This window comes from Coprococcus sp. AF102-57, assembly GCF_027686195.1.
Lineage (GTDB): Bacteria > Bacillota > Clostridia > Lachnospirales > Lachnospiraceae > Allocoprococcus > Allocoprococcus comes.
The window spans coordinates 1-17082 of record NZ_JAQCSY010000029.1 but is presented as its reverse complement, the minus strand read 5'-3'; the positions used below and the strand labels follow the sequence as shown (position 1 = coordinate 17082).

Annotated in this window: 17 protein-coding genes; 13 read left to right on the top strand and 4 right to left on the bottom strand. The window is 44.3% G+C overall.

Going from position 1 to position 17082, the window contains the following annotated elements:
• Positions 1–204: 204 nt before the first annotated feature.
• The 7 genes from PGZ10_RS14795 to PGZ10_RS14765 all read left to right on the top strand — a co-directional run bounded on the left by PGZ10_RS14795 (position 205) and on the right by PGZ10_RS14765 (position 6682).
• The gene (locus tag PGZ10_RS14795) at positions 205–1353 is read left to right on the top strand and encodes an iron-containing alcohol dehydrogenase (protein ID WP_270541724.1); all 1149 of its coding nucleotides are present in this window, start codon (positions 205–207) and stop codon (positions 1351–1353) included.
• A 304-nt stretch (positions 1354–1657) separates the two neighbouring features.
• Positions 1658–2275: a polysaccharide deacetylase family protein gene (locus tag PGZ10_RS14790; protein WP_179960473.1), complete on the top strand. Its 618-nt coding sequence runs from the start codon at positions 1658–1660 to the stop codon at positions 2273–2275.
• Positions 2276–2288: 13 nt separating this feature from the next.
• Positions 2289–3608, top strand: coding sequence for a replication-associated recombination protein A (locus PGZ10_RS14785; protein ID WP_055156813.1), 1320 nt, complete (start codon positions 2289–2291; stop codon positions 3606–3608).
• Positions 3609–3704: 96 nt separating this feature from the next.
• Positions 3705–4163 (top strand): NfeD family protein, encoded by a 459-nt coding sequence (locus PGZ10_RS14780; RefSeq protein ID WP_195254749.1) that lies wholly within the window; start codon positions 3705–3707, stop codon positions 4161–4163.
• A 3-nt stretch (positions 4164–4166) separates the two neighbouring features.
• The gene (locus PGZ10_RS14775) at positions 4167–5093 is read left to right on the top strand and encodes an SPFH domain-containing protein (RefSeq protein ID WP_055156817.1); all 927 of its coding nucleotides are present in this window, start codon (positions 4167–4169) and stop codon (positions 5091–5093) included.
• Between the two features lie 31 nt (positions 5094–5124).
• Positions 5125–5847 (top strand): LytR/AlgR family response regulator transcription factor, encoded by a 723-nt coding sequence (locus PGZ10_RS14770; RefSeq protein WP_055247832.1) that lies wholly within the window; start codon positions 5125–5127, stop codon positions 5845–5847.
• Positions 5840–6682, top strand: a complete 843-nt coding sequence (locus tag PGZ10_RS14765; protein WP_195501901.1) for a sensor histidine kinase — start codon at positions 5840–5842, stop codon at positions 6680–6682. Before PGZ10_RS14770 ends, PGZ10_RS14765 begins: the two co-directional genes overlap by 8 nt.
• Positions 6683–7046: 364 nt before the next feature.
• Here the strand turns inward: PGZ10_RS14765 and PGZ10_RS14760 are convergent, their stop codons facing one another.
• From PGZ10_RS14760 to PGZ10_RS14750, 3 genes are read right to left on the bottom strand one after another with little or no spacing between them, the layout of a single operon-like run.
• On the bottom strand, positions 7047–7559 hold the full coding sequence (locus PGZ10_RS14760) for a DUF4364 family protein (protein ID WP_117558920.1): 513 nt from the start codon (positions 7557–7559) through the stop codon (positions 7047–7049).
• Positions 7560–7571: 12 nt separating this feature from the next.
• Entirely contained in the window at positions 7572–8573 is a 1002-nt protein-coding gene (locus PGZ10_RS14755; protein WP_270541716.1) for a TIGR01212 family radical SAM protein, read from the bottom strand.
• Positions 8574–8577: 4 nt separating this feature from the next.
• Positions 8578–9726 (bottom strand): NAD(P)-dependent malic enzyme, encoded by a 1149-nt coding sequence (locus tag PGZ10_RS14750; RefSeq protein ID WP_270541715.1) that lies wholly within the window; start codon positions 9724–9726, stop codon positions 8578–8580.
• 223 nt (positions 9727–9949) lie between these two features.
• Here PGZ10_RS14750 and rho point away from each other — a divergent pair, with 223 nt between their 5' ends.
• From rho to PGZ10_RS14720, 6 genes are all read left to right on the top strand, one after another.
• On the top strand, positions 9950–11275 hold the full coding sequence (rho, locus tag PGZ10_RS14745) for a transcription termination factor Rho (RefSeq protein WP_008369555.1): 1326 nt from the start codon (positions 9950–9952) through the stop codon (positions 11273–11275).
• Between the two features lie 108 nt (positions 11276–11383).
• Complete coding sequence (gene rpmE / locus PGZ10_RS14740) at positions 11384–11584, top strand: 50S ribosomal protein L31 (protein WP_008369554.1); 201 nt, start codon at positions 11384–11386, stop codon at positions 11582–11584.
• 80 nt (positions 11585–11664) lie between these two features.
• Complete coding sequence (locus tag PGZ10_RS14735; RefSeq protein ID WP_008369553.1) at positions 11665–12600, top strand: DUF1385 domain-containing protein; 936 nt, start codon at positions 11665–11667, stop codon at positions 12598–12600.
• Positions 12601–12605: 5 nt separating this feature from the next.
• Complete coding sequence (gene prmC / locus PGZ10_RS14730) at positions 12606–13463, top strand: peptide chain release factor N(5)-glutamine methyltransferase (protein ID WP_117824618.1); 858 nt, start codon at positions 12606–12608, stop codon at positions 13461–13463.
• A 14-nt stretch (positions 13464–13477) separates the two neighbouring features.
• Entirely contained in the window at positions 13478–14554 is a 1077-nt protein-coding gene (prfA, locus tag PGZ10_RS14725) for a peptide chain release factor 1 (protein ID WP_270541714.1), read from the top strand.
• A 594-nt stretch (positions 14555–15148) separates the two neighbouring features.
• Positions 15149–16042, top strand: a complete 894-nt coding sequence (locus tag PGZ10_RS14720) for a LysR family transcriptional regulator (RefSeq protein ID WP_195501899.1) — start codon at positions 15149–15151, stop codon at positions 16040–16042.
• Here the strand turns inward: PGZ10_RS14720 and PGZ10_RS14715 are convergent.
• Positions 16011–16886, bottom strand: a complete 876-nt coding sequence (locus PGZ10_RS14715; protein ID WP_117824615.1) for a YitT family protein — start codon at positions 16884–16886, stop codon at positions 16011–16013. The two genes, PGZ10_RS14720 and PGZ10_RS14715, sit on opposite strands and share 32 nt — an antisense overlap.
• Positions 16887–17082: the final 196 nt, after the last annotated feature.

The following is a 17082-nucleotide window of genomic DNA, read 5'->3' as shown; positions in this document are numbered from 1 at the left end:
TTTTTTATAGGAAATTCCGAAGGAACTTCCTATGAAAAAAAGGCACCGCGTGCCGAAGAGGCGCACGCGCACGAAGATGAAGAATGTCGCAAGCGGTCTACGCTCTGCTTCGGTCGCTGCTTAACGAGCGCCACTGGCGCTCAGCAACGCGCTCGGCGCGAGAATGTGCCGAGGCACATTCTTATTTAAAAGGAGTAGTAGATGATGAAAGATTTTACATTCAATGTACCACAGGATATTATTTTTGGAAAAGGCAGTTTAAAAAGACTTCCGGAGCTTCTTGAAAAAAGTGGTTCCAAGAAGATGCTTCTGATCTCCGGACCGGTTTTGAAGAAGATCGGAATGGTCGAGAAAGTCGAAGAGATCGTGAAGGCTTCCGGTATCGAAGTGGAAGTATTTACTGATGTAGAAGCAAATCCATCTGTTGCAACGGTAGATAAAGCAACAGAAGCATACAAAAAAGCAGGAGCAACCAGTATTGTAGCTTTCGGTGGCGGAAGTCCGATGGATGTGGCAAAGGCAGTTGGTGTTCTTGCAAAATACGGCGGAGAGATCGGAGATTATGAAGGTGCACACAAGGTACCGGGACCGATCGTTCCGATCATTGCGATCCCGACAACTGCAGGTACAGGAAGTGAAGTGACGGCATTTTCTGTTATTACCGATGAAGCAAGAAATTATAAGCTGACTGTGTTCAGCTATGAGCTGATCCCAAGCTATGCACTTCTGGATCCGGAGCTTGTTATGACTTCTCCAGCATCGGTAGCCGCAGCATGTGGCGTAGATGCACTGATCCATGCATGGGAGGCTTACACTTCAAGAGATGCATCTCCATTTTCTGATGCAATGGCAGAAAAGGCAATGGAACTGATCGGTGCAAATCTGCGCAGATTCGTAGCAAACCGTCAGGACGAAGAGGCGGCGGCAGCCATGCTCTCCGGAAGCATGTTCGCAGGTATCGCATTTGCATGGGCAAGACTTGGAAATATCCATGCTATGAGCCATCCGGTAAGCGCCTATTTCCATGTGGCACACGGTGTGGCAAATGCGATTCTTCTTCCAACGATTGTGGAATATAATGCACTTGCAGATCATGGACGTTATGAGAAGATCTACAATTATATCAGCAAAGAAAAAGACCCAGTGATCGATTTTGTTCCGGAAATGCTGGTAGATGAAGCGAGAGATCTGCTTCGTGATCTTGGTATTCCGCAGCATCTTGCCGATGTTGATGTAACGGAAGATAAGATTGAACTGATGGCTGCTGATGCCATGAAGAGCGGAAATATCATGGCAAATCCGAGACAGTCTACGATCAGGGATATCATTGAACTTTATAAAAAAGCAATGTAGATCATTCAGGGAATATGAGTCAGCAGAAGCTGGTTGATATCCCCCTTTTTTGATCTGAGTATAGAAAACAGGAAGAGATTGGTGTTCTGTATAGATTTTTTTAATGCAAGAGTACCGGAGGAAAGAAAGCATAAATGTGAGTACATAGGTAAAGAATCTCCCGCATATAGTAAAAAGAGAATGGGAAAAGAGGTATATCCGTATGTGGTACCGACTGCTTTATGGAACAATCAGTTTTTTATGCTTTACATGGCTTCTGTTTACCTGGGGAGTGATCGATAACGGAAAGATCAAACTGATAAGAATGAATGATGAAACGGTAGAAGCATCCTATGAGGCAGGTGGAACAAACGAGCAGTATCAGGAAAAGCCCAAGATCGCCCTCACATTTGATGATGGCCCAAATCCTTCCAGTACGCCAGTGCTCCTTGACGGGCTTGCCGGGCGGAATGTGAAGGTTACTTTTTTTGTGATCGGGGAAAATGTAGTAAAATATCCGAAAGTTGTGAGCAGAGAGGCTGAAGAAGGGCATATTATTGGAAATCATACTTACAGTCATGTAGATCTCACAAAAATGTCTCAGGAAATGACAGAGTGCGAACTCGGAAAGACCAATACCGCGATTGAAGAAATTACCGGAAAAAAGACGGAATATATGCGACCGCCTTATGGAGCCTGGAAGAAGGAGATGGAAGAGAATACCGGCATGATTGCGGTGCTATGGAATGTGGATCCGCTTGACTGGAATACGGATAACGAGACAGAAATTGTCAATAAAGTAGTGACGGAAACGGAGGAAAATGATATTATTTTATTACATGACTGTTATCTGTCTTCAGTAAAGGCGGCACTTCGCATTATCGATATCATGCAGGCGAAGGGATATGAATTTGTGACAGTCGATGAATTGCTGCTGGATTAAAGGAGAGGTTTTGATGGATTTATTTGATTATATGCGGGAGACGACAAAGGAGAAAGAATCGCCCCTTGCCTCCAGACTGCGTCCGACGACTCTGGATGAAGTGGTTGGACAGCAGCACATTATCGGAAAGGACAAGCTTTTATACCGTGCGATCAAGGCGGATAAACTGAGTTCTGTTATTTTTTACGGACCTCCGGGAACCGGAAAGACTACGCTTGCAAAGGTGATCGCCAATACTACAAGTGCAGAATTTACCCAGATCAATGCTACGGTTGCCGGGAAGAAGGATATGGAAGAAGTGGTGAATAAGGCGAAAGAACTGAAAGGGATGTACCAGAAAAGGACAATCCTTTTCATCGATGAGATTCACCGGTTTAATAAAGGACAGCAGGATTATCTGCTCCCGTTTGTGGAGGACGGCACGATCATTCTGATCGGTGCGACGACAGAAAATCCTTACTTTGAGGTGAACGGTGCGCTTCTTTCCAGATCCAGTGTATTTGAACTCCGTCCGCTTTCACAGGAAGAAGTAGAGACCCTGATTCTGAGAGCGGTGCAGGATGAAAAAAAAGGAATGGGAAGCTATCATGCGGTGATCGAGGAGGATGCTCTGCATTTCCTGGCAGACCTTGCCGGTGGAGATGCCAGATCTGCGCTTAATGCGGTGGAACTGGGTATCCTCACCACACCAAGAAGTGAGGATGGAATGATCCATATCACGCTGGATGTTGCATCCGAATGTATACAGAAGAGGGTTGTGCGATATGATAAGACAGGAGATAATCATTATGATACCATATCCGCATTTATTAAAAGTATGCGCGGTTCTGATCCGGATGCAGCCGTATATTATCTGGCAAAGATGCTGTATGCCGGAGAAGACATTAAGTTTATTGCCCGCAGGATTATGATCTGTGCATCGGAAGATGTAGGAAATGCGGATCCGATGGCACTGAATGTTGCAGTCAGTGCAGCACAGGCAGTGGAGCGGATCGGAATGCCGGAGGCACAGATCATTTTATCACAGGCAGTTCTTTATGTGGCAACAGCGCCGAAGAGTAATTCAGCATGTAATGCTGTCTTTGCTGCGATGGACAATGTGAAAAAATATAAAACGACTGTTCCGGTGCATTTGCAGGATGCACATTATAAAGGTTCTGCAAAGCTGGGGCATGGAATTGGTTACAAATACGCGCATGATTATCCGAATCATTATGTAAAACAGCAGTATCTGCCGGATGAGATCAAAGATGCCGTATTCTATGAAGCGAGCGATAACGGCTACGAACAAACAATCAAAGCGCATATGAAGCGGATTAAGGATGAAGCGTAACCTATTCGCACAGGAAATCACTGCATTCACGCAGAAGGGATTGATTTGACACAGACACTCTGCTACCATATCTGTAAGCAGAAAGGAGTGAAGAATATGGGAGCAGTTCAGGACAGCTATATAACTGTTGCATGGCTGGTTTTTCTGGTAGTACTTCTGGTGATCGAGATCATAACGGTGGGACTTACGACGATCTGGGGAGCAGGAGGTGCGCTGGCGGCACTGATCCTGAATATTCTGGATGTACCGTTTGCCGGACAGGTAGTTGCATTTTTTGTTGTGACAATTTTACTGCTTGTATTTACAAGACCATTTGCAATGCGTTTTATCAACACCCGCCGTCTGAAGACGAACTATGAAGGAATCATCGGAAAGACGATCCGGATCAGCCAGAAAGTAGATAACATCGGGCAGACTGGTATGGCGGTGGTAAATGGTACAGAGTGGACGGTAAGATCCGAACAGGATGACGTGATCCTGGACCCCGGAACACTGGCGAAGGTGGTTAATATATCCGGAGTAAAGTTAATTGTAAAAAAATATGAGGAGGACTAAAAGATGACGGGACTTATTATTTTAGTAATTATTATTGTGATCGCATTACTGCTTCTGACTTCCTGCATTAAGATCGTGCCGCAGGCAAAGGCACTGGTTATCGAACGTCTTGGTGCATATCAGGCAACATGGAGTGTAGGACTTCATTTTAAACTGCCGATCATTGAACGTGTGGCAAGAAGAGTAGACTTAAAAGAGCAGGTAGTTGATTTTGCACCGCAGCCGGTTATCACAAAGGATAACGTAACCATGCGGATCGATACCGTTGTATTCTACCAGATTACAGATCCGAAGATGTTCTGCTACGGAGTAGCGAACCCGATCATGGCAATCGAGAATCTGACAGCGACCACCCTTCGTAACATTATCGGTGATCTGGAACTTGACCAGACACTGACATCAAGAGAGACGATCAATACGAAGATGCGCGCATCTCTGGATGTGGCAACGGATCCATGGGGAATCAAAGTCAATCGTGTGGAATTGAAAAATATCATTCCACCGGCAGCAATCCAGGATGCAATGGAGAAACAGATGAAAGCAGAACGTGAAAGACGTGAAGCTATTCTCCGTGCAGAAGGTGAAAAGAAATCTACTGTCCTTGTTGCAGAAGGTGAAAAAGAATCTGTGATCCTGAAAGCGGAAGCTGAAAAACAGGCAGCGATCCTCCAGGCAGAAGCAGAAAAAGAAAAGAGGATCAAAGAGGCTGAAGGTGAAGCGGAAGCCATCCTTAAAGTACAGCAGGCAAATGCAGACGGTATCCGTTTCATCCGTGAAGCGGGTGCAGACCAAGCAGTGCTTACGATCAAGAGTCTGGAGGCATTTGAAAAGGCTGCAGACGGCAAGGCAACGAAAATCATCATTCCGTCAGAACTGCAGTCACTTGCGGGGCTTGTAAAGAGCGCTAAAGAAGTGATCAAGGAAGATTAGATTAAAAAAGAGAGAGGAAAGGTGACAATAGATGACGGATGTATTGATCCTGGAAGATGAACTGACTTCGCTGCAGGCATTGTCAGAGATTCTTACCACATATTCAGATGATATCCGTGTCCACAAGGCATCTTCCCTGAAAGAAGCAAAAGACCTGCTGGATCAGGAAATCCGGTATGGTCTTTTCCTTTTGGATGTAAATCTAAGCGGCGAGGACCGGGAGGATATCGGTGGAATTTTGTTCGCAAGAGAGATACGGGAGAGGTTTGAATATACTTTTACCCCGATCGTGATGGTGACTGCCATTGGCAATATGGAAATGCAGGCTTACCGGGAGCTGCACTGTTACCAGTACATTATGAAGCCATTTCACAGGGAGCAGGTGGAAGAGGTTGTTCAGAAGGTGCTGGAAAAAGAGAGCAGGGAGAAACCACCGGTGATCGTTGTGAAAAAAGACGGGATCAATTATCAGCTGAAATGCGAGGATATCCGTTATCTGGAAGCGATACCGAGAGGAACAAGACTGCATCTTGTGACGGAGAACTGGGATGTCCCTTATGTGACTCTCAGACAGATGCTGCTTAAGATGCCAAAAGGGATGTTTGCGCAGTGCCATCGGATGTATGCGGTCAATAAAAATGAAGTTGAATATTACGATACCGTCAACCGGATCATCCGGATCAAAAATTGTCCGGATACGGTAGAAATCGGTGTGACTTACAAATCGGTGATCGGAGGACTGTTAAATGGCTGATTGGGTACGCAAATTTCTATATCGTATTTTCTGCGTAATGGCACTTATGGTATCAGTCTATCTGATCGTGGATTTCCTGATCAGTGGTACCTTTGATTACAGGGTGTTTATCATGTTTGTTCTGATGGTGATCGTTGTGATCTGGGGAATTGTGGACTGGAGAAGTAATTATGTACTGATACGCCAGAAGGAAAATGAACTGCGGCTTTATCAGAACTATCTGATTCCGCTGGAAGAACTGGTCAAAGAAATCCGTGCCAAACAGCATGAATTTGACAATCATCTGAATGCAATCCTGAATATGCATCTGACTATCGATAATTATGAAGAACTGGTGGCAAAGCAGTCTGAATACATTACGGAAATCGCCAGAGAAGATGACAGCAGAAAGTATCTCCCGCTTCTGAAAATCAGCGATAAAATCCTGGCAGGGTTTATTTACAGTAAAATTGTCCGTGCACCGGAATATGTCCAGACCGATATCCGGGTATGGAATAAAGAAATCGTATCCGGAATCTCCGAACATCATCTGATCGAGATTGTGGGAACCCTGATCGACAATGCATACGAAGCCTGTACCGAAGAAAAAAATCAGGTACTGATCGAAATTGATTCCCAGAATGATAAGCTTATCTTCACGATAAAGAATCAGGTCGGAAATATAGGACTTGGCGAGATCAGTCATTTCTTTGAAAAAGGATTTTCTACGAAAGAAGATGGAAAAAAGCATGGACTGGGACTTTATAATGCAAAGATGCTTGTGAACCGTTACCACGGAGAAATTACGGTGGGAATAGAAGAAAGGAAATACATCAGTTTTGTGGTGGTTATTTAGGCAGATCGGAATATGGGACGGTCTGCTTTTTTGTAGGTTGTGGTCGGACGCGGACAGAAAACAAATAGAGCAGATTCCTTTGTGCTGACCATTCCGATGAGCCACTTAAGGCGAAAATTGTGTCAGCAAGGGCTTCCACAATTTTTGTGTCTCATCTCCATAGCACAAACATGGAATCCTTATCCATTTGTTTTCTGTCCGCGCCCGGGATTCAGCTCTTTTGGAGCAGGCATGAGGCTTGCAAGCTTTCAAGAACGTAGCTGAGATCTGCCCAAAGAACAACGTAGAGTTTTCATGTCGTGAGATTCAAGTGTATCATTGTCCAATCACAGCCTTAATTTGCGAACCGTATCATTCACATCCATCACAATAACTGAGACATCAGCCACGCATAGACGACTTGATTTTTTTTCTGCCAGTTGAGTGCAATTGCCGCCGCTTCTTTTTCAGTCGGTACAGAAAGGGTCAGATCGATCAGGGGTTCGTGATTTTCAAAGACCTGACAGCGCACGGAATATTCCTCTCCTGCATTTTTCATATAATCCGCTTTTACGGAAACTTCATTTTTCAGATCATACTGTTTTGTCTGTAAAAAGTGGTCAATATCGTCCTGGATTGGCTTTGAGATTTTATCCTGGAAAAGATGAATCGTCCCTTTCCCATCTTCCGTCAGATGGAAAAGAGTGCGGTTGTGAGTGGATTCTTTCAGGATGAGACCACCGTCCGCAAGTTCAGAAAGAGCCTGCTGGAGTTTGAAATAATCGGTATATCCTTTGTCCAGGACAAATTCAGAAATCTGGGAGTTGGTCAGAGGAAAATCAACTTTGTCCAGCATGTATAGAATGATGAGTTTATAAAGTGTAAATGCTTCTGCCATAGGGCTGCCTCCTTAAAATGTAGTATATTCTTTTCCCTGCCAGAGATTCTGCTCTTTTAAATAGCGCTGCATCTGATTGAGTACTAACCGTTTATTGCCGGTCCAGAGCGGTGCGATAAGAAGAGATTTTGGTCCGTCACCGGTCAGACGGTGAATGACAATATCCGGACGGAGCGAAGCGATACATTTTCCGAGCAGATGAAAATAAGAGTTCATATCTGGAATATAAAAAGGTTCCTGCCTGTAAAAATCTGCCAGATCGGTATGCTTCAGAACGTGGAGAAGCTGCAGCTTGATTCCGTCAATCGGAAGAGCGTTCAGATAATGGATGGTTGCGAGCATATCTGCTTCAGATTCTCCCGGAAGAAATAAAATTACGTGGGTGATGATCTGTACCCCAATCGCGTGAAGGGAATGGACCGCCTGCTCAAAGACGGAAAGCGGATAACCACGGCGCATCCAGTTGGCAGTGCGTTCGTGGATCGTCTGAAGCCCAAGCTCTACCCAGACCGGTTTAATGGCATTTAGTTCGGCAAGCAGTGTAAGGATTTCAGGTGAAAGGCAATCCGGACGCGTTGCGATAGATAAAATGCGTACTTCCGGATCAGAAATCGCTTCGGTAAAGATCCGGCGCAGATGACAGGCTGGTGCATAGGTATTGGTATATGCCTGAAAATAGGCGATATAGTTGTGCCCGTTGTATTTGGGGCGGACAAGATCTTTTCCATAGGCAAGCTGGTCGGCAACAGAAAGAGAAGAAGAAGCGGCAAAATCGCCGGATCCACCTTCGCTACAGAAGATACAACCGCGTGTGCCGCAGGTTCCGTCCCGGTTCGGACAGGAGCAGCCTCCGTTTAAAGAAATCTTGTACAGTTTCTCACCGAAATTCTGCTTCAGATAGTAGTCCAGTGCATAGTAGCGCCGTTCTCCCCAGCGCAGGGGATTTTCTTTTTTGCAAGTAAGCCCGCAGGATATTTCCTGCGGGCGATTGCTATCATGAGTTCTTGTATTCATAAGATTAAATCAGAGCTTTGACAGCTTCGCTTACGACCTGTGATACGTGTGGGTCAAAAGCTTCCGGAAGAATATTGTTCTCGTTCAGCTCTTCATCCGGAACAAGTTCTGCGATTGCTTTTGCTGTGGCAAGCTTCATCTCTTCGGTGATCTGGGGTGCACGTCCCTCTAATGCACCTTTAAAGATCCCAGGGAAAGCGACAACGTTGTTGACCTGGTTTGGGAAGTCAGAACGTCCGGTTCCGACAACTTTTGCGCCTGCAGCTTTTGCAAGATCCGGCATGATCTCCGGTACCGGGTTTGCCATTGCGAAAAGGATCGCATCCTTATTCATAGAAGCAACCATTTCCTGGGAAACAATGTTCGGGGCAGATACACCGACGAAAATATCAGCACCCTTGAGTGCATCAGCAAGTGTACCGGTCTCATGGTCGAGATTGGTCACTTTGGTCATCTCTTTCTGCATCCAGTTCAGATTCGGTGAATCAGCAGAGATGATTCCATTGATATCACACATAGTGATCTTCGGGAATCCGTAGGTAAGAAGAAGCTTTGTGATTGCAACTCCGGCGCTTCCGGCACCATTCACAACGATCTTACAGTTTTCTTTTTTCTTGCCGGTTACTTTAAGGGCGTTGATGATACCTGCCAGAACGACGATGGCGGTTCCATGTTGGTCATCGTGGAATACAGGAATATCAAGAAGTTCTTTTAAACGGCTCTCAATCTCAAAACAGCGTGGGGCAGAGATATCTTCCAGGTTGATTCCGCCGAAAGCAGGTGCAATATTGACAACTGTCTTAATAATCTCTTCTGTATCCTGAGTGTCCAGGCAGATCGGAACTGCGTTGACTCCGCCGAATTCTTTAAAAAGAACTGCTTTTCCTTCCATAACAGGCATGGCGGCTTTGGCTCCGATGTTACCAAGTCCGAGAACGGCACTACCGTCGGATACTACAGCGATTGTGTTGGCTTTCATCGTGTATTTGTAGGCTGCATTCGGGTCCTTTGCAATGACCTTGCATGGCTCGGCAACGCCTGGTGTATATGCGATTGCGAGGTCTTCACGAGAGTTTACGTGTGACTTTGCAGTAGTTTCAATTTTTCCATTCCATTTTTCATGCATTTCAAGTGCTTGCTCAATTGCTGACATTTTCATACGTCCTCCTTTGATTACAGTTTTGCTGCTCTTTTATGATAACATTCTTCTGATATGAAAGCAAATCAAAAAACTTCTTTCCATTTTGTGCAAAATGTTGTATACTTGGGTTTATCAAAAGCAGATTAGTCAGTTCAGACAAGATTTCCCAATGTTAAAAGTTTAATATTTTTTTGGATAAGAAAAGTAATTGGAATAAAGGAGGAATATAGAACATATGACGAGAGAAAAATATGAGTCCCTGCCTCTTTCTACATTAAAAGAGGTGGCAAAAACGCGCGGACTTCGCGGAATTTCAACGATGAAAAAAGCAGATCTGATCGATCTTATGCTGGAAGAAGATGACAAAGTTTCAATAAAAGAGGCGAAGGAGGAAGTAAAATCCGAAAAAGCCGGAACCGCAGATATTGAACAGCTCGACAGTGGACGTACGGTGAATGGAATTCTGGAAGTCATGGATGGATACGGATTTATCCGTTCCCAGAACTATCTGCCGGGCGAGGAAGATGTATATGTATCACCATCGCAGATCCGCAGATTCAGCCTGAAGACAGGGGATATCCTGACAGGAAATACAAGAGTAAAGACACAGTCTGAAAAATTCAGTGCGCTTCTGTATCTGACCAAGATCAATGGAATGTCTCCGGCAGAAGCAGGACGCAGAATGAACTTTGAAAATATGACACCGATTTTCCCAAATGAACGTCTCAGACTGGAAGCGGGAAAGAGCAGCACTGCAATGCGTGTTATGGATCTGATCTCTCCAATTGGTAAGGGACAGCGAGGCATGATCGTATCACCGCCGAAAGCAGGTAAGACAACTCTGTTGAAGCAGGTGGCGCTTTCTATGAGGAAGAATAATCCGGAGATCCATCTTCTGATCCTTCTGATCGATGAACGTCCGGAAGAAGTAACCGACATCAAAGAAGCCATTGAAGGGGATAATGTGGAAGTTATTTATTCGACCTTTGATGAGCTTCCGGAGCATCATAAACGTGTGTCAGAGATGGTGATCGAGCGTGCAAAACGTCTGGTTGAGCACAAAAAGGACGTTGTGATCCTTTTGGACAGCATTACCCGTCTGGCAAGAGCATACAACCTGGTTGTTCCACCGAGCGGACGAACCCTGTCCGGTGGTCTTGATCCGGCAGCACTTCATATGCCGAAACGTTTCTTTGGGGCAGCGAGAAATATGCGTGAGGGCGGAAGCCTTACTATCCTCGCAACCGCACTTGTAGATACCGGAAGCAAGATGGATGATGTCATCTACGAAGAATTTAAGGGAACCGGTAATATGGAACTGGTGCTTGACCGGAAGCTTTCTGAAAAGAGAATCTTTCCTGCAATCGATATCCCGAAATCCGGAACAAGAAGAGAGGATCTGCTTCTTACGAAAGAGGAGCAGGAAGCAGTGGATATTATGCGCCGTGCATTAAACGGAATGAAGTCAGATGAAGCGGTAGACAGCATTCTGAATATGTTTGACCGCACGAAAAATAACGTAGAATTTGTCCAAATGGTCAAAAAAACAAAGTTTATTTAGAAAATTACTTGCATTTAGAAAAAAACTATGTTATGCTAACATAGCTGTTTAAAGATATTAGCCGCGTGAAAGCGCGTAAAACGAATAAAACAAGAAGAGGTGAAAATCATGAAAGAAGGAATCCATCCAGATTACTATCAGGCAACTGTAACTTGCAACTGTGGGAATACATTCGTAACAGGTTCTACAAGCAAAGAAATCCACGTAGAAATCTGCTCTAAATGTCATCCGTTCTACACAGGACAGCAGAAAGCAACTCAGGCCAGAGGTCGTGTTGACAAGTTTAACAAGAAATACGGAATTCAGTAATAAGAGAATTCAACAGGCTGGGATTGTGAAATCTCAGCCTATTTTGTGTATACGATGAATTAAAAAGGACATAACAGAATATGAAATCTTCGAATATTGGTGGTCAGGCTGTCATCGAAGGCGTGATGATGAAGAATAAAGACCGTTATGCGGTTGCGGTGAGAAAGCCTGACGGAGAGATAGAAGTTACAACAGATACATATAAAAGTGTAGTTGGAAAATATACGGCACTTACGAAGCTACCTTTTGTCAGAGGAATCTTTAATTTTGTTGATTCTCTGGTGCTGGGGATGAAGACTTTGACCTGGTCAGCAAGCTTCTATGAGGAAGAGGAAGAAAAAGAGATGACCGAAGTCGAAGAAAAGAAGCAGGAGCGTACGGAAAAGCTTTTGATGACGCTGACGATGGTTGTATCTTTTGCACTTGCGATCGGTATTTTTATGGTACTTCCGTATTTTTTGTCAGATCTGCTGAAGAAATGGATTTCTTCCTATACAGTTCGGATTATCATTGAGGGAATCATCCGCATTGCGATTTTTGTTGCCTATGTGGGCGGAATTTCGGTAATGAACGATATTAAGCGTTTGTATCGCTATCATGGCGCGGAGCATAAGTGTATCAACTGTATTGAACATGGACTTCCACTGACTGTTGAAAATGTTAGAAAGAGCTCTAAAGAACACAAAAGATGTGGAACCAGCTTCATGCTGTTTGTCATGATCGTGGGAATCGTTCTCTTATTTTTTGTAAGGGTAGAATCTCCGCTGATGAGAGTGATTGTGAGAATTGCACTTCTTCCGGTGATTGCTGGTATTTCTTATGAGTTGATCAAATGGGCAGGAAGCAGTGAAAATCCGGTCGTGTGTATCTTAAGTAAGCCGGGACTTTGGCTGCAGGGGCTTACGACAAAGGAACCGGACGATGAGATGATCGAGGTCGGGATTGCGGCTGTAGAAGCGGTGTTTGACTGGAAAGCGTATTTGAGAGAAAATTTCGGATATAAGGAAGAGGAGTAAAAGCTGTGACCTATCAGGAAGCATATCAGAAAGCCACAGGTGAATTGAAAGCGGCGGGGATTCCGGAGCCGGAAAGTGATTCCTGGATCCTGCTGGAGCATGTGACCGGCATGACAAGGACCAGATATTATGTGGATGGTTTTGAAAGAATGCCGAAAAATGAAGAAGACCGGTTCTTTGAGCTGGTAAGCTGCAGAAAAACCCGGATTCCGGTGCAGCATCTGACCGGGGTTCAGGAATTTATGGGATATGAATTTGCAGTCAATGAACATGTACTTGTGCCAAGACAGGATACTGAGATTCTTGTAGAGGAAGCAGAAAAAAGACTGCTTCTTATGAAAAAGGAAAATCCGGTAAAAGTGCTGGATATGTGTACCGGTTCAGGCTGTATCCCAATCAGCCTGAAACTGAGAAATCCGCAGATTGTCATAGAAGGTGCAGATATTTCAGAAGAAGCTCTGAAAGTGGCTGAAAAAAATGCCAAAAAGCTGGGAGTGAGCGGTAAGTGGATCCAGACTGATATGTTTGAAAATATTACAGGAACATTTGACATGATCACATCGAATCCACCTTATATCCCGACAAAAGTGATCGAAGAGCTGGAAGCAGAGGTACGTCTTCATGACCCGTATGAGGCATTGGACGGAAAAGAGGACGGTCTTTATTTTTACCGGATCCTGGCAGAAAAGGTTCCGGAATATCTGACAGACGGCGGCTGGCTTGTGATGGAGATTGGATATGACCAGAGTGCAGATGTGGAAAAATTGCTGAAAGAGACTGGATTTGAACAGGTTTCAACGCAAAAGGATCTGGCAGGTCTTGACCGTGTGGTATGTGGCGTGTACAATAGGCATAGCAAATAACAGGAGGAAAAGAAATGTTTGATAAATTAGAAGATCTGCTCATTCGTTATGAGGAGATTATGGGTGAGCTTCAGGAACCGGACGTGGTGAATGACCAGTCACGTTTCCGCAAGCTGATGAAAGAACAGAATGATCTGACCCCGATTGTTGAGGCATATAAAGAATATAAAAATTGTAAACAGAACATTGAAGACAGTCTTTCTCTTCTGGAGGAAGAATCCGATGAAGAGATGAAAGAGCTGGCAAAAGAAGAACTCAGTGAGTCTAAGAAGAGAGTCGAAGAGCTGGAACAGGAGCTCAAGATCCTTCTTCTTCCAAAAGACCCGAACGATGACAAGAACGTTATCGTGGAGATCCGTGCAGGTGCAGGTGGAGATGAAGCTGCCCTTTTTGCGGCTGAGATCTACCGTATGTATGTACATTATGCAGACAGCAGACGCTGGAAGACAGAGATGATCTCCCTCAATGAAAACGGAATCGGCGGATTCAAGGAAGTTGTATTTATGATCACAGGACAGGGAGCATATTCCCGTATGAAGTATGAAAGTGGTGTACATCGTGTACAGCGTGTGCCGGAGACAGAAAGCGGCGGACGTATCCATACTTCAACCATTACCGTAGCAGTGATGCCGGAAGCAGAAGAAGTTGACGTTGTGATCGATGAAAAAGATATTCGTATCGATGTTATGCGTGCATCTGGTAACGGTGGTCAGTGTGTCAATACCACAGACTCTGCTGTACGACTGACTCATTATCCGACAGGAATCGTGATCTACAGCCAGACTGAAAAATCACAGCTGCAGAACAAGGAAAAGGCATTCCGTCTTCTGCGTTCCAAGTTATATGAACTGGAACTGGAGAAGCAGCAGTCTGCAGAGGCTGAGGCAAGAAGAAGCCAGATCGGTACCGGAGACCGTTCTGAGAAGATCCGTACTTACAACTTCCCACAGGGACGTGTGACCGATCACAGAATCAAGCTTACGCTTCATAAGCTGGACAGCATTATGAACGGAGATCTGGATGAAATCATTGACAGCCTGATCGCAGCAGACCAGGCAGCAAAGCTGGCATCGATGAATGAGGCAGTATAAGCTGGTAAAATCGATAGAGAAATTAAAGGGAGTATGAAAGCTGGGAGAGAGGCTTTCATACTCCTTTTTGTTTATAGTGACACTTTACAAAGAAAGCAAAGATTCAGAAAATCACAGTATAGATTTTATACTCTAAGTATATTGATTGTTTTCGTGGATTCTTGTAAAATGATTTTGGAGTGATGGGTACAGAAAAGTAGGAGGTGATAATTACCGATGACTAAAGATGAATCGCTCTTAAAGCATAAGGAAAGATACAAAGAGACGATAAAAATCTGACTGTGATGAGCGATATCCTTGCGCGGAATGTTTTTAAAGACAGGAAAGCCTGTGAGTATGTTCTTCGAATTATTATGGATGATGAAGCAAGAATGGACGAGAAGAAAGATGTAGCATATTCTCTCGCTGACAGGAAAATGAGTGTTGAGGATATTTCTGAAATTATAAAAGTAAATATTGAAACTGTCAGAGGATGGCTTGCAGGACGCACTCCTGCTAAAAATAGTAATAGGATACCCTCATACAGGTCAAGAAAACAGAAATGTCCCGTATGGGGGGATTTTTATATACCGAAAAATAAAACAGAGGCGTTGAATGAACATACAACAATTAACTTATATCGTAGAAATCGCAAAATGCAACAGCATTTCCCGCGCGGCAGAGTATCTCTTTGTTTCGCAGCCTGCTCTGTCCCAGCAGATCCGGAATCTGGAAAAGGAATTGGGATACTGCGTATTTCGCAGGACAAGAAAAGGACTGGAGCTTACCGAAAAAGGGAATCTTTTTTACCAAAAAGCGCAAAAAATGCTGGAAGACTGGAGTCGTTTTAAAGAAGAAGTGATTTCGGGAACAGAACATAAAAAATTAAAAATCGGACTTGGTGCCAGAGTCTATTCCAACAGACTGTTTCCAAGGATTGTAGGATATTTTGAGAAGCATCCGGAGCTCGAAGTGACATTTTATACGGAGGCTGGGCTGGATGCATATGCAGCGATCAAGGACGGTTCCCTTGATATGGCACTGGATCGGATGCCGGAAAATGAAATCGGCATGGAGAAATGTATCTGTTTTGCAAAAGAACTGATCCGTGAGAAGCAGTGTATACTGACGGCATCGGATCATCCGCTCGCGCAGAAGAAAAATGCTTCAATCATGGATTGCAGGGAATATACTATGCTCACAGGATTGGAGCATTCGGTGGAAGACCGTCTCCTAAGAAAGACATATGGTGAACAGAATATCACATGGAAGAGGGTCATCCGATCGGATAGTATTGATACAGTGATGAAGATGGTGAAAAGCGGAAGCGGGATCGCGATCGGACCACAGTCCTTTGCAGAATACTATGGGGTTACGGCGGTGCCACTGGTTCCAGCCAGGCAGGACAGTCTTTATTTTGCCTGCCTGAAATCAAAGAAAAAAGAGCCGGAAATCCGGGAATTTCAGAGGTATCTGACTACTCTGGTTTCCAGTGCTTGTCCAGATTAAATCCACGTCCCTGGACTTCCTGTACCTGAGAAACGATGATAAAGCTTTCCGGATCGATCAGGTGGACATTTTTCTCAAGCTGGACAAGCTCACGGTTAGATATGACAGTGAGCACCATATTCAGCTGCTGGTTCAGATAGCCACCCTGAACCGGAATGATGGTTGCACCACGGTCGATCTGTCTGAGTACAAAATTGCGGATTTCATCCGAATGTTTGCTGATGATTTGGACGGCAATCCTTGAAGTACCGCTGACGATCAGCTTATTCATGACAAGTGTATAAATGATCACATACAAAATTGCATAGAGTACTTTGTCAACCGGTTGATAAAGCGCCTGTCCCAGGATGACAAAGAAGTCGATAATATACAGACCGACTGAAACCGGGAAACGGAAATATTTATTCAGGATCAGCGGAGGAACATCAACGCCGCCGGTAGAAGCGCCGGTACGAATGATCATCCCAAGAGAGATTCCGATTCCGATCCCTGCAAAAAGTGTGCAGAGGATCAGGTTGTCCGTCAGAACATAATCTCCAAGGATCTGATTGAAAAATTCCAGTGCGATCGGATACATAAAAGAACTTAAAATTGCAGAAAAAGTATATTTTTTCCCGAGAAAAATATAGGCAAGCACCAGCATGATAATGTTAAAAGCGAGTACCAGCGAGGAAAGCGGGATACCGGTTATGCGTTGCAGGATCAGTCCGATTCCGGTTGTGCCTCCGGCAACAAGGTCGGCGGGTAGAAGAAAAACTCTTGCAGAGAAAGCGTTGAGAATATTTCCCAGACAGATGATGAGAACAGAAGCGATCTGTTCTTTTCTTTTTTCAGTAAGATTCATTGGACAGTACCTCCATAAGTCGATATCTTTAATTTAGGAGAAATGGGAGTAAATGGGAAATACATAATATGAATATCGATATAAGAAAAACTTATATTGTGACTGACACTGTGTCCTTGAAAAAAAATCAAAATATGCTAAAATTGACATAAATGAGAGAACATGAGGAGGTCATTAACAGTTAAAGATAAATTAT